General features: G+C 39.6%; 23 protein-coding genes. 4 read left to right on the forward strand and 19 right to left on the reverse strand.

The window, feature by feature from the left end:
• Positions 1-348: 348 nt before the first annotated feature.
• The 14 genes from AC805_RS05160 to AC805_RS05215 all read right to left on the reverse strand — a co-directional run bounded on the left by AC805_RS05160 (position 349) and on the right by AC805_RS05215 (position 7971).
• On the reverse strand, positions 349-813 hold the full coding sequence (locus tag AC805_RS05160) for a hypothetical protein (protein ID WP_055074424.1): 465 nt from the start codon (positions 811-813) through the stop codon (positions 349-351).
• 30 nt (positions 814-843) lie between these two features.
• A complete protein-coding gene (locus AC805_RS05165) occupies positions 844-1191 on the reverse strand; it encodes a hypothetical protein (RefSeq protein ID WP_055074425.1) in 348 nt (115 codons plus the stop codon).
• A 114-nt stretch (positions 1192-1305) separates the two neighbouring features.
• A complete protein-coding gene (locus AC805_RS05170) occupies positions 1306-1593 on the reverse strand; it encodes a hypothetical protein (protein WP_055074426.1) in 288 nt (95 codons plus the stop codon).
• A 37-nt stretch (positions 1594-1630) separates the two neighbouring features.
• A complete protein-coding gene (locus AC805_RS05175; protein ID WP_055074427.1) occupies positions 1631-1846 on the reverse strand; it encodes a hypothetical protein in 216 nt (71 codons plus the stop codon).
• The gene (locus AC805_RS05180; protein ID WP_055074428.1) at positions 1837-2118 is read right to left on the reverse strand and encodes a hypothetical protein; all 282 of its coding nucleotides are present in this window, start codon (positions 2116-2118) and stop codon (positions 1837-1839) included. Before AC805_RS05180 ends, AC805_RS05175 begins: the two co-directional genes overlap by 10 nt.
• Positions 2111-2329: a hypothetical protein gene (locus AC805_RS05185; RefSeq protein ID WP_055074429.1), complete on the reverse strand. Its 219-nt coding sequence runs from the start codon at positions 2327-2329 to the stop codon at positions 2111-2113. Before AC805_RS05185 ends, AC805_RS05180 begins: the two co-directional genes overlap by 8 nt.
• A complete protein-coding gene (locus AC805_RS05190) occupies positions 2319-2840 on the reverse strand; it encodes a hypothetical protein (protein WP_055074430.1) in 522 nt (173 codons plus the stop codon). The genes AC805_RS05185 and AC805_RS05190 overlap by 11 nt, the downstream gene beginning before the upstream one ends.
• A gap of 199 nt (positions 2841-3039) precedes the next feature.
• Positions 3040-3174, reverse strand: a complete 135-nt coding sequence (locus AC805_RS27085; protein ID WP_269433552.1) for a hypothetical protein — start codon at positions 3172-3174, stop codon at positions 3040-3042.
• A gap of 257 nt (positions 3175-3431) precedes the next feature.
• Entirely contained in the window at positions 3432-4259 is an 828-nt protein-coding gene (locus AC805_RS05195) for a zeta toxin family protein (protein ID WP_055074431.1), read from the reverse strand.
• A 65-nt stretch (positions 4260-4324) separates the two neighbouring features.
• Entirely contained in the window at positions 4325-4582 is a 258-nt protein-coding gene (locus AC805_RS05200; protein ID WP_055074432.1) for a hypothetical protein, read from the reverse strand.
• A gap of 59 nt (positions 4583-4641) precedes the next feature.
• Entirely contained in the window at positions 4642-4869 is a 228-nt protein-coding gene (locus AC805_RS25435; RefSeq protein ID WP_156341308.1) for a hypothetical protein, read from the reverse strand.
• Positions 4870-5089: 220 nt separating this feature from the next.
• Positions 5090-6157 carry a hypothetical protein gene (locus tag AC805_RS05205; protein ID WP_156341309.1) on the reverse strand — a complete coding sequence of 356 codons (1068 nt, stop codon included), beginning with the start codon at positions 6155-6157 and terminating at the stop codon, positions 5090-5092.
• A gap of 89 nt (positions 6158-6246) precedes the next feature.
• On the reverse strand, positions 6247-6918 hold the full coding sequence (locus AC805_RS05210; protein ID WP_055074434.1) for a hypothetical protein: 672 nt from the start codon (positions 6916-6918) through the stop codon (positions 6247-6249).
• A 600-nt stretch (positions 6919-7518) separates the two neighbouring features.
• Positions 7519-7971 carry a hypothetical protein gene (locus tag AC805_RS05215; RefSeq protein WP_055074435.1) on the reverse strand — a complete coding sequence of 151 codons (453 nt, stop codon included), beginning with the start codon at positions 7969-7971 and terminating at the stop codon, positions 7519-7521.
• A 65-nt stretch (positions 7972-8036) separates the two neighbouring features.
• Between AC805_RS05215 and AC805_RS05220 the strand changes: the two genes are divergently transcribed.
• The 4 genes from AC805_RS05220 to AC805_RS05235 all read left to right on the forward strand — a co-directional run bounded on the left by AC805_RS05220 (position 8037) and on the right by AC805_RS05235 (position 10145).
• On the forward strand, positions 8037-8303 hold the full coding sequence (locus AC805_RS05220; protein ID WP_055074436.1) for a hypothetical protein: 267 nt from the start codon (positions 8037-8039) through the stop codon (positions 8301-8303).
• A gap of 40 nt (positions 8304-8343) precedes the next feature.
• Complete coding sequence (locus AC805_RS05225; protein WP_055074437.1) at positions 8344-9093, forward strand: ParA family protein; 750 nt, start codon at positions 8344-8346, stop codon at positions 9091-9093.
• Positions 9086-9436 (forward strand): hypothetical protein, encoded by a 351-nt coding sequence (locus AC805_RS05230; protein ID WP_055074438.1) that lies wholly within the window; start codon positions 9086-9088, stop codon positions 9434-9436. The genes AC805_RS05225 and AC805_RS05230 overlap by 8 nt, the downstream gene beginning before the upstream one ends.
• Before the next feature lie 127 nt (positions 9437-9563).
• A complete protein-coding gene (locus AC805_RS05235) occupies positions 9564-10145 on the forward strand; it encodes a hypothetical protein (protein WP_055074439.1) in 582 nt (193 codons plus the stop codon).
• A gap of 290 nt (positions 10146-10435) precedes the next feature.
• On the opposite strand, the gene AC805_RS05240 is transcribed toward AC805_RS05235, so the two are convergent.
• The 5 genes from AC805_RS05240 to AC805_RS05255 all read right to left on the reverse strand — a co-directional run bounded on the left by AC805_RS05240 (position 10436) and on the right by AC805_RS05255 (position 12743).
• The gene (locus tag AC805_RS05240) at positions 10436-11359 is read right to left on the reverse strand and encodes a DUF5131 family protein (RefSeq protein WP_055074440.1); all 924 of its coding nucleotides are present in this window, start codon (positions 11357-11359) and stop codon (positions 10436-10438) included.
• Complete coding sequence (locus AC805_RS05245; protein ID WP_156341310.1) at positions 11356-11562, reverse strand: hypothetical protein; 207 nt, start codon at positions 11560-11562, stop codon at positions 11356-11358. The genes AC805_RS05240 and AC805_RS05245 overlap by 4 nt, the downstream gene beginning before the upstream one ends.
• 47 nt (positions 11563-11609) lie before the next feature.
• Positions 11610-12119 carry a thermonuclease family protein gene (locus AC805_RS05250; RefSeq protein ID WP_055074442.1) on the reverse strand — a complete coding sequence of 170 codons (510 nt, stop codon included), beginning with the start codon at positions 12117-12119 and terminating at the stop codon, positions 11610-11612.
• 110 nt (positions 12120-12229) lie between these two features.
• Positions 12230-12421 carry a hypothetical protein gene (locus AC805_RS25440; protein WP_156341311.1) on the reverse strand — a complete coding sequence of 64 codons (192 nt, stop codon included), beginning with the start codon at positions 12419-12421 and terminating at the stop codon, positions 12230-12232.
• Positions 12399-12743 (reverse strand): hypothetical protein, encoded by a 345-nt coding sequence (locus AC805_RS05255; RefSeq protein ID WP_055074443.1) that lies wholly within the window; start codon positions 12741-12743, stop codon positions 12399-12401. The genes AC805_RS25440 and AC805_RS05255 overlap by 23 nt, the downstream gene beginning before the upstream one ends.
• Between the last annotated feature and the right edge of the window lie 165 nt (positions 12744-12908).

Raw genomic sequence — 12908 nt, forward strand, 5'->3', positions numbered from 1 at the left:
ACCTTAGAACTGTTTAATTGCAAACGACAGTGCGGGGAACTAGCACGCATTCCGAGGTGTCGTGACCTAAATAACGTAGTCAGTTAAGACTTTGGCTGGTCAGCACGGCTCCTAGCTTTTGGCTAGAAGCCCCGTCACTTCAGTGCGGGGTTGCTGACTATCAACCTTCAGTAAATCAGCAAATTTGTTACAGATTGCCGCAAATCCTTCTTGCTTTGTATTCGCTTAAATACGAATGTAATTATAAGTCTTTGTCATTTGTTCGCCTCGTTGTATCAATAAAATATCAATAACATATCAATTTTGTCAAGCATAGATCGCTTTATGTGAAAAAATCGATATGATAAATTAAGACTTCAAAGCCTTTGGGGGTCGATAACCTCGGCTTTCAACAAGTACAGTAAAACGAGCCTCGATCGCAGCTTGCCCTTCATTAAAAAAGCGCTTACGATCGCCAGATTTCTCGCGGCACTCAGCACACTCGTTGAATGTAATGTAACCACAACAGTAATATCGCCACATGACGGTGGGATATAGCTGTTGGTCTTCGAGAATGTGATCGCCAAGTGCTTTAAGCGATCGCAATTCATCGGGGTCTATTGGATCTATACCAAGGACTTTTAGTGCTTGGCGTATTCCTGCAACCGAGGATTTAGCGCTACGCGGGACACCATCATTGGCTGATTTCATTTGAGCGATGACCTTACCTTGGATAGCATGGGTCAAGGCAAAATTGATCTCGGAAAGTATCTGGTCTTTGTTGACTTCCTTTTGCCTGTTTTGGGCGATGTCAAGTCGTTGTGGTCTTGTCATTTTATTATTTATGTACCTTCAACCCCGAACCTATCCGTAGATTTCGGCTAGCAAATCATCATGGAAGCAAAGGGTTTCGGGGTATTCTTCCAAGTCTTGATGATCTACCTCTTCCTCATCATCTACCTCATTATCATCCACTTGCTCAAATTCGTTGAGTTCGTAGTCGAGATTGGTAAAGCCCATAGCTTCAATTTCATCGGAATGAGAGATGTCTACAGTCTCTTCTGACAGAGATTTGATTTCAAGGGCAAGATACGGTCTTACCTCTCTACCGTCTGGCATGGTAAAACCAATCACCCTTTTGTCGAAAGAGAGGATCTCGGTACAAGAGGGAGGAACATCTATCCCTCCCGTAACTATAAATTTATATGTCATGAAATTTTATCCTGTAAGTTATCTAGGAAATTAATAGCTTCAACGATTACTTCAAAATCGTTACATTTCTTTGCTTGAGAACTATGCAAAAAATCACCATCAAGGCACAGTCAATTACTTTCTGCGCTGAAGCTCTTTCGTGTTTTCAAGGCAAAAACGATCTGCCTCGGTTAATTGTTTGTCAGCTTTAATAGAATATTTCTCTTTTCTAATCGCCTCTGCAAGATTACATTCATTTTCAATCCAAAAGTCAGCTTCCTTAGCACGATCGCTATTCACGACAAAGAGAAAAAATTCCCAGTAAACTTCCTGCCTCTTTGTCAGAGGGGCAAAGAATTTACAGGCGATCGCGTCCGCTTTAACAATTTGGCTTGCCGTTTCGCCTATATTTATAAAGTACATTTTTCTCCTTACTAATCTTCTTCGTCAGAATAGAAACTTAGGCGCATACAAATTGCCCCCAAGTTTGTCGATCGCTTGCTAGCTGCTTACCAACGCGATCGCATATCTCATCAGTCATCCAAGATTGGCGCAAGTTTATGCCTATAATCGAAGATGTACGGACAGAGCGAAAAAATTCTCCCGACTCAATACAGACGTAATTTGTAAGTGAGCCATTGGTAGGCTTATACTCAAAATAAAATCTTAAACGCATCTTGAATTCTCCAAGCTATTAATGTACTTACTCCAAGCAGCTTTCTCGACCTGCGAATACTTGGATGATCGATCGCCTACAGAAATAACAATATCTCCGAAGGAATCTGAATATCGCTTCTTAGCCCATGCCGCAATTGCAGCATATCTCTCCAATCCGTTAAACTCGGTCACAGCGCAGTAGGATGGTGGGTTGATGAACACCTTACCAAGTAACTCTGGGCGACAATTTACACGATTCCAGTCGTTGTTATCGACCCTGTATCTATTCATGATAGTTGTAACCTTCCTTTTGAATATACTGAAGTACATCCCAAGGGTCTTCAGTTAGTTGGAATAAAAGTGTGACAGCACACCTATATTGATGCAGCAAATCTGCGTATTTCTCATTCCGATTAATTGCAAAGCATATTGATACTCCAAGCTCTTTTACAATTTCTTGAGCCAATTGTTTTGATGTCGCTTGAGCAAATTTAAGCTGCATATTGACCCCATTCCTGTTCAAATTCTTCTTCGACTTCAGATTGGATTTGGCAAAGTTTATCAACCATCATTTCTGAAATATTCTCAAGCCAATCATTAGCGGCTTGCAGAATGCGATCGCGTTGAACAGATGCTTTATAGTTGTCCATCGCTAAAACGATCGCGTTCCAGCAAGCTTTCTGGGCATATAGTCCGACCTTCTTATCATCAATAAACTCTAGGAAGTCTTCACCTTCCTGGGTATGCCCATCCAAATAGTCGATGAGAAGATCCCCAACTGGAGATCTGGTTCGGCGTAATGCTGCTAATAATAAATCTCGATCTGGGATTTCAGCATTGCTCCAAAATTCCATCTCTTTGATTAACAATTGCCGAATATCGCAGGTAAAGCGATCGGCTTGCGTGACAAGCCCCTTCTTGAATGCGATCTTGAAAGCATCTCTCGCAGATCTACCTACAACGATTTCGGGCGCAAATTGACCAGAAACAAAAATTCCATAAACTGATTCCATTTAATTCTCTCCTAGTTGTATGTATTTACTTGATTGAAATTCGTAAATTAGAACAAGCAATCTTAAAAGCTTGATTCTGTTCAGGACTACACACGATCGCCTTCTATTTCACGGTGGCAAAGTGTTGGAGTTGATAGGCGATTTTAAGTTAGATCGCCTATCAGATAATCCCTGAACCCATTAAGGGAGCAGTTGAACTTTACTGTTTCGATTCTCCCTCCTGAGAATTTTTTACTTTCATCGATTTTTCAATTGCTGATTGCAAATTTGCAATCCTCTCTTGTGCTTTTGCAAGAGTTTTTATTGTCTTTAGCCTTTGTTCGCTATGAGCCATATTTACCTCCAAGGTAAATAATCCCGATCATCTATGCCTCGGAGACAGCAAAAAACTAGCCCCAATGCACTTTGATGCATTGGGGCTAGTTTTGTTTGACAGGAATAGTTAACTAAAAAACAACAGGATAATTGTCTAGTAGTTCCTTCGACCTCTATTCAGTCCACTCGCTCGACATACGCTTTTTCGTCACCTGTTCGTCATACGTCTCATCTTCAGACATTCGCTTTATATGTCTCATTACATTAGAGTCAAGCTCATCTAAATTCGATGGGTGTAGATCCGACTGCTTGGATGTAACAGGCTTCAGTGATTCTCCCTGCTCTCCACTCTTGTTCGGCTTGATTAAAGAGTCGCTGCATGATTTGCCCATAACTTCCTGACTTAATTACGTTTAGATGCTTCCAGCCTTTTAGGGTTACTGGATTAAATCGATCTCGATAGTCGTAGATCTTAAAATCTACAAACGATCCAAATCGCTTATGTACTTCAAATAAGCTATCTGGCAGTCCTGCCTGAATAGAACTCATTATATTAATACTAGCACCCCTCCCTTCTTGTTCAAAACGCTTGAAAGTATTCTTAAGTGCGTTTTCTGGTGTTGTATGAACCACAACTATTGTCGCCTTTAAGCTTTGATTAACAACTAGCTTAATTTTTTGCTGAGTTGTTTCAAATTTTGATAGCTGCCCTTCAAAAACCAGTTTGACATTATTAGGAAGCCCACCATCAACAAGCATTGAGGAGGTTTTTCCTGCCCCTGGTATTCCAGTCAAGAAAATTACCATATCCCTTTCGGGGTAAGATCGATCCGAAATTGTGCGCCTAAAAAGTTCTGCCGATAGTACAGCAGCAGAATTATGGACGGGACTGTTATAGCGGTTTCTCGCCTCTTTTGATTGACTGAAAACTGGAAAAGTTTCCTTAAATAAGTCAGCAGCTATATATCGTCCACCAAGCGATCGCGAGTCTCGTAGATACTTTTCGATAAACATATCGGGATTTGCCTCTACCGCTATCGAGACAGATTGCTCTACCTGATTCCGATCTTGTTCCTTAAATCCAATCCGTCTTATTATTTCCATATTGATTTTGTTTTAACCTATCGTGTAAAATATCGTTCCCCCAACCCCGAACCCATCGGCAATTCCTAAGCGATCGCCGCCGCAAAAGACTTGATCCGAGCGACCCACTTAGGCAACTCTCGGAAGTAAGTCCTTTTTCTAGTGGTAATGTCCCTCTTGAAGGCAGAGGAGAGAATAATCTCATCTTTGTGGATGATAGCGATCGCGTTGCCACTAGCCTCCATAGGCTTTGTTTGGCATTCTGCTTCATGCAGAGTGCGGAATTGTCCAAACCATTTAACGGTTTTAGTAGAAAGAGAATATGTGTACGCTTGAAAATTCATTTTTATACCTCTAATAGATCCGATTATCTATGCCTCGGTGACAGCAAACACCCCTAGTCTTAGGATATTGATTTGATAAGATTCTTGTGTCTATCGAAGACATACACTTCCGTCTGAACGAAAGGAGTATTCTTCAGTTCGCTATTGAGTTGAATAGCTGATGCGATCGCCTCAGATCTTAAGTTGAAGCCAGTGCTAGGGATGCACTCCTTAGCATGGTGTCGATCTGTAGAGACAAAGTAATAGTTCCTAGAGAAAGATTCACTGTCGATAATTATTGTTTTCATATTTCTCCTTTTATAAATGCTTTTCTATGCGATCTGATCTGGCGATCCTACCCATTCAAAAAGTTGCTCTTTTTTGAATGGGTAGGGTTGAACGTGGTTATTCAGTCCAACAAAAAACAGCTATCTAATAGAGCTTAGATAGCTGTTTTTTGTTGGACTGAATAACCACATAAAAAAGACCGCAGCTAGTTTTAGCTACGGTCTTTTTTTGCGGGTTTATTTACTTTCTAAGCTTCCTATACTCTAAACAGATAGGGTTATTTTGTTTAACTTCTCCCATAGGGTAGAAATTAAATAGTTTCCAAAATTCAGTAATACAAGCAACATTGCTTAAATTGCAGTGTTCTAATGTTGCCATATTACAATATGGCAATTCATATCTAAAACAATCAGTTGCTAACAATCCTAACGATTTTAGAGCGTTAGGTATGGTGACAAAGCCTAGCGCTTTGATCATTGCGTCATTCAAGACGGTTTTAGCTTTGTTTTTATTCCTAGCAATATATCCAATTAAAGACCATACAGATCGGCTATCTTTAGCCATTCTGTAAGACTTGGCATATATACCACAAACGTATTTTGATTTATCGATACCGTTATCACGAAAAGATAATTCTAGATCAAGCGTTGAGAAAGTAAACAAGTTTAAAGCGTTACTCTTTCCTAAAGAGTGATGATAATCAGAAACGATCGGAATAATTGCACTTTTCTTTTTTGTGTGCCTTAAGCTTTTAGCTTCCAAGTTAAGAGCAATCCGATCGCTTTGCAGCAATGGGAAAAAGAACGGTTTAACCTCATTTCTAGCGATCGTGTTTACCTTACAAAGCTTTAATAGTCCATCATGCAAAGCGCGAAAAATTGTTATTCTATATTCCTTTATAAAGCTAATGTAAGGAAGCACTAGCGCGATCTTGCTAGGGTTAAAACCACAAATTAGCTTTGTGCTTCCATACAAGATAGCAGTCTTGTCATCAATCGATAGGCGATCAATATCAAGATCTGATAGCTCTAAAATCTTGGTGATTTTGGCTACAGAGATAAACTTAGAGTCTTTATATTCTGTTTTGTCTTCTCCAAAATATCTACGATTAGCATTCTTGAGACATGGTGAAATGAATTGCAAGATCGGCTTACCATCAATAAACACGTCACAATTAAGCTTTACTTGTTTTAGTAGCTTATCCCATGATGGAATATAAGCATAAGCGCTATAGCGCACATTTGGATCGCTTGGCAATGCGATCATTTTTGGCATTGTTGCCTTTACTGAGTTAGTGTATAAAGTCATTTTTTTTGATGGATAAAGAGAATTTTTGATAGGTGGAAAGAAAAAAAAAGAGCATCACTAGATCGGCTAGTAATGCTCTTTTTTAGGGTTTATTTAATCCCTAGCTCTTTCAAGTTTTTAGCGATCGCATTGACTGCATACGACAGGCTAGGGAAAGAAAGAGCAAAGCTATCAAGAGCGCTCTTATAGTCGCTATGGGTAAGCGCTCTATAACGTGTAGAAAATAGCTGTTCATCAGTCTTGAGTCCATCAATTGAAGACATAACCGACAACAGAAAGATAAAGAAGTAATCTTTATTGCTGCCAATTTGATCGGCTTTATCTTGAGTCTGGTTGTCACGATAAAACCGTAAGAGAATACGATCCAAAGACTCTAATAAAATCTTGGATTGACTTACAAACAAACCAGACTCAAGATCGAAACCTAGCCTAGCGATCATCTTGCCATTATTGGCTAGGCTGTCAGATCCGATCTTGAATTGTCGCAATTCATAGAGTCCTGACTCTATAGACTCAATCACATACAAAGATTTGTATGCTCGATCTTTTGGGTTGTAATCACCAAAGATCGACAGGTATAACTTACCTGTAGTCAATCTAGACTTGAATTGAAAATCAATGATTTTAGTTTGAGAAGTCTCAACGACTGGAGAAGTCTCAACGACTGGAGAAGTCTCAACGACTGGAGAAGTCTCAACGACTGGAGAAGTCTCAACGATCAAAACGGGTTTGTTAGCTGCAATTACTTTCTTAGAAGACATGATAGTTAATCCTATTTTTAGTTTGATTTATTGGACTAGAGAAAAATTTTGTAAACCCAAAATCTAGATCTTTTTATTAGCGCTATATCCACAAAGGATAAGTAATCTAATTACTAAGAGATAGCTTTAATATTGCTTCAAAAAGTTAATCTCTTAACCTGATAGGCTATTAGCTATTATTTCTTTTTTTTGGCTTTATCAGTTCGGGCTTTAATCCCTATTGCTTTAATAGCTCTTAACCCGTTCGGGCTTACAGACTGCTAGGAAAACAAAAGATAAAACACAAATTTATGTAATCGAGATTTACCGATTACCTCACCGTTTTATCGCTTTATAGCTAGGCTTGCAAGCATTTTACATAAACTAATTAATGGCTTGCATCAACACTCTTAAGGAATCTCCACCCCCGAAAAAGTTACTCTTTTATGACGATCCAATAACTTAATATATAGGCTTATTATGGATCGCTGGATCGATGGATCGAGTAGACTAAAACAGCTAGATCAATCATCAAAAAGGAGATATTTACTAATAGTAAACATCTCCTTTTTGATGCCAACAAATTACTTATTTTAGAATTTTGATTTATATCAATTTTAGCTATTTATCCAATGCTTCCTTCACACTCATCCCATGAGTCTTAATCCTCTTATACAAAGTATTTGCCAGTATTCCTTTCTTCTCGGCAACATCTTTTAGGCGGCGCGAAGCGCCGCCTACATTGATATAAATGTCATTTCCTCTCGCACCTGCATCCCCAGCTTTCGCCCAACGGCAATTTTCTTTTGAGTAACCTTTCTTTGGGTCTTTCCGATCTAAAGTCGCCCCCTCTGGTTTCTTACCCATGTCTCGATAAAAATTCTCGAAGCTGTCCCAGTCCTTATCGACGGTTACACCCTTTTTCCCATACTTGTAATAGTTGCTATTTTTCGGGTTATTGCAACGATTACGCATACCTTTCCAAACCTTGTACTCTGGCGAACCCGTTGCACCATGCGAGTTATTAGCATCCTTTCTGGCGATCGCCTTGGCAACAAGATAGGTAAGTGACATGATTTAATAATGGTAAAGGGTATAGATTACTTTAATTTATAGAGTCAAGGTGGAAATAAGTCTAGGTGGAAATAGCGATCGCATGTCCCCTCAACCCCGAACCCACCAAACAATCCTTCAAATCAAATAGAGTCAAGATGGCAAAACGTTTAGGTGGAAATAATGAATACGTTTACCCTCAACCCCGAACCCATCAACGGATGATGCATCAAAATGAAGTAACTTTTTATAAAATAAAGATCGCTATTTCCACCTTGAAGTTTTGCCACCTTGACTTAAATCTATTTAACAATCTATCCATTACAACATATAAAGGCATTGACAGAGAATGACCATGACCACAAAATACCAATAACTATATATATAAAACAAGTGCAAATCACGACAGTTACAAGCCTATCGGGAGGTCAAGGCAAGACCACAACCGTTTTTTTCTTAGGCTTAGCATTGGCTAAAAAGGGCATCAAAACTCTGTGGATTGATGGCGATCCGCAACATAACCTAACTTTGTATGGTCGATCGCCACATAAAGAGGATGAACCAACACTCCTTGAATGTCTGACCAAGGCAGTAAAACCAATTGAGGCAGTATATAAGACCCAGTGGGACAACTTATATATAATGCCCAGCGATCGCGCCCTAGAGCAGTCGCAAACATACCTAGCTAATGAATCAATGGGCGAACGGATACTGCATCGGCGTATCAAGGATTTACCCTTCGATGTAATTTTGATTGACTCTCAGCCAGGGCGATCGCAACTATGCTCGACCTGTATATGTGCCGCAGAAAAAATTATTATCCCAGTAGAATCCAATAGCAAGGGATTAGTATGTCTCCAAAGCACACTGGAAACTATCGAAGACCTGACCGAATGCGGTGCATTTGAAGGCAAAGTTGCGGCGATCGTCCCATTTAGGGACACAATTCGAGGGATAAACCGCACCAAAATCAGTAGCAAAGCGATCGCCTATTTCCAAAAAGTTGGGGAAGAGACTGGTATCAAAATTGCAGCTTCGATTGTGGATAGCGAAAAATATAAACAGGCAATCGATGCGGGCATATATTTACCCGAAGAACTTGAGCATACCTTTACCCAGCTAACGGAGGTCATAAATGACTGAGCCTAATCCAGATTCGATCCTCGACACAGTTAGTCAAAACCGAACCAGGGTAAAGAGAGACACATCAGTTAGAGTAAAGCCTTTACCCTCAACACCAGACCCAACCGAACTAAATAAAAGGACGGTGAGATTGTCCAACGTTGCTAATAGATACTATCGGCAGTTAAAAGCCGACGAGCAAGTATCTGTAGATTGTTTGCTAGAAGCTCTGTCCATATTTAATAGAGAAAATCCAGATGTTGAAAGCAAACTCTTAGAAATGGCTCGTCAAATATCGCAAGATCGACAGTCAAACGCCAATCGCGAACGAGCAAGAACGATGTCTAAAAAGTTTTTAGATTGATTTCGCTCATAAAGCTTTATTTATTACTATTTTAGTGCGATCGCTAATATTGGGATATTCAGTATTAGCGATCGCACCATGTCAAACACAAGAATAAACGATTTAATCATCGGGCAGGTAAACTACAATGTCTGAACTGCCGATTGATAGAACAGTACCAACTGTTTCAGGATACAAGAGTACTGATTTTACTATTGCACAAAATACAGAATCAAGAATTGGGGTTCCACAAGAAAAACCTACTTCAGCATTAGATAATAATGTACAGATCGGTGGGGTCGCGATCGGTGCAGCAGTAATGGGATCGGTAATTACAAAATGGGTTGAAAAAATAGGATTGATAATTCTCTCAGCAAAGCAAACAAAGGGAGAGATGGATGCTCAAATTACTAAAAGCCAAGCTGAATTAGAGCTTGAAAAAGAGCGAGATCAATCAAATTTTCATCTGGAACAAGCAAGAAATAGCGCAAAAATTGTTGCAGATATAACGCAATTATCGTTAGCTAAAAATTTCGATTACTTAATGCAATTGCAAGACATTGTATATACACAACAAGGTTTATTAGGAGATTTAACCAAAGCTATAGATGTTAATTCTAAAAATACTTCAGAACAATTAGATCGGATTGAGAAATCAATAGAATTAGTGAAACATCAAATAATGAATATCTACAAATTTCTTGAAATGGAAATCAAAGAAAATAACTAATTTAAAAAAACAAACCAAAAAATGAATGATGTAGATATACAGAGGCAGTTATACAGGCTGAGACTGTTCGCACAAATATGTAATAACTGCCAAAGTTTCCTTATCGCAGTCCAGTAAATTTTGCTGCACTCCCATCAGCTTCTTTAGTTTAGCCATTTAATCTCGCCATTGTTTAGTTTTGTGTTATCTATATCAAAGAGCCATTTTTAAATACAACTCAACTATTGGCGATCGCTTGATTGTGATTATGGACAGGGGTATCACCCTCTAATGGGTAAGCCGAAACCAATTCAATAATTATTTTGAGGAAATTCACGAACCTTAAGAATCTTTGGAATCAGAGGATCGCTCAAATCTTCACCATTGCGATCGCCTAACTTAATAGGCACACCAAAATAGTGAGGGCTACTACCAGCTTGTTTAAAGAAAAATGCTGGATTGCATCTTGTTTCATAGCTTTTCGTCTTAGCCAAGGCATGAATTTTGCATTGATAAATGCAATCTATAGCCCATTCAAAATCAAACTTCTCTGTAGGCAGACTTCCTTGCTTTGATTGCCCTCCAAGTATTAGCCAATCAACTTTGTATTTATCAAGCCTGAAATCAATTTTTTCGAGCATTGGCTCAGCACTCACAAAGTTCTTTGCAGGGATTTGCTGCATTAACTTCACGCGGTAATCGTAAGTCTCCTGAGTGCCACCAGTACACCCAATCCGAACGTTGTCGGGGAATCGATCTCGCCAAGACTCTGGAACTAAATCGCGCCAATCCTCCCCGACTGCCATGCGATCGAATAAGTGTTTAGAAAGCAGTAGCCACTCAACATGAGTACACTCTTCAATCAAAGCAAAAAGTTCATTTCTCCAATCCTCTAAGTTGATTGGATTTCCAGTATCGTCTACTCCTTCAAATTTTTCAAAAGTATCCGAGAGAGATTGACAAAATATGCGGCGACGTTCTCCAGTTTTTTGAGCAAGTTTATTGGATTTTCGAGCATTGGCGATCGCGGATTTAACTTTGTAGCGAGTACCGTTTTTGCCCCAAACAACCTTATGTAAGCGGCTATCCATTTTTCGTTCAGCGTAACAGGCTCTACATTCTGGGGATTCGTGAGCTTTGCCAGTAGCAGAAACGGATTCAGGGACGATTGCGTGACTGCAACCAATCCAAAAATTTAAGGTGTCGTGACACCAAGGAATGTTTGAATTTTTCATTTTATTTGATTTACTCGAAAATAGTGTGCTTTTCCATTTTTCCACTGACGATTCAAATATCCTTTTCGGATACAGCGATCGAGATACTCTGCAAATACTGTCGGTTCTTCAAACCTATGGTTGTGAACTTTTTTTAAAATTTCTTCTTCGGTCAGCACCTCTTTGTTGACCGCATTTAATATTACCCAGTCGTCTTCAGTCAAAAGGCTTTGAGGATTGCTATAACTCGAACCTGAATACAATATTTGCACTATTTTACTCCTGATTTGATTCTCTTTCGATACTCAGAAGGACGCTCTTTGCACCATTCATGCCTTTTCCACCTTCCTAATTTATGGTCTTTTGCATATTGTTCGGCACGTTCGTATTGATTCTTGGTTACCCGATCGCCTTTGTAATCAGTCTCGGCGACGGCATACCCTGTAGAAACCATCTCAAAATTAACGTTAAGACGTTTAGTATAGATAGTCCCAATCCAACGCCCAAACTTGTCTTTTCCATTGAATTCGATATTAACACCACTGCCAATTGGGACTAATTTTGCCAGTCGTTCAGATGCCATTGCCCCAAACGGTTGACGTTTCTCATCTGCGTCCATGAACTCGTATCGAACTTTAAAAACTTCTCCTTTATGATTTTGAAAATGGCTTGTATCTCCATCACAATGCTTGATGCAGGTATATGGAAGTTTCGTCGGGCTAAATATTGCGATCGCAGTTAAAAATAGGAAACTGGCAATTAAAAGGAGAATATAGTTCATTTCAGTGCAGGGTTGCTGACAGATCTAATGCCGAGATAAGAATGCTGAATCAAATAGATCGTCTGGGATAGGGGCTGTACCAAGTATCTCTAAAGGTAAGGTATCGTTCTTTAATTTTGTTCAATTTCAATACACTTAGGACAAATACAGATTTCACCGAGCGCTTGCCTGAACCCCAGTTTACAGCGATCGCAACGGACGATCACTGTATAAGGATGGATTTTCGCTCGAATTTGCCTGAAGGTTAGATCTCCTTCAATCAAGCTCAGGGCTTGCATATTACACTTTTGTCTTTTTGACATATTTAGTCCAACAAGCATAGGACACATCATCGAGACTTATTGAGTTTTCATGCCTGCTGGAATTGGTAACAACAGAACAATCGTATTCAGAATCGTTACGAGCATTAAATGCCTCACGAGTAACTGATTTACCATCCAAAGAGTATCGATCAATCTCTATCTGGTTGATAGAACCATCAGACTTAAAATGCTTGCATACATGTGCGCCATCGGGGGCGTAACTGCATTCAGCTTGCCAAACACCGTTTTCATATACAGGGGCAGCACAAGAAGTAAATAGGGAGCCAGCCAAAACTAGGCTTAAAACTTTTCTTTTTATCATAAAAGACCTCTCGATACGCGAGAAACTCCGCGCTTTAGCGCTGAGAGGTAAGCGAACGGCGGTTTTAACCGCCAGTAGATATTAGAATCCATAGCTATAGCCATCCTTACGATGAATAGTTTTGCAATATTTGTGGCTGACACCTTGAATTAGCGTTGATGAAGA

It is taken from the genome of Pseudanabaena sp. 'Roaring Creek', from assembly GCF_001402795.1.
Classification (GTDB): Bacteria; Cyanobacteriota; Cyanobacteriia; order Pseudanabaenales; family Pseudanabaenaceae; genus Pseudanabaena.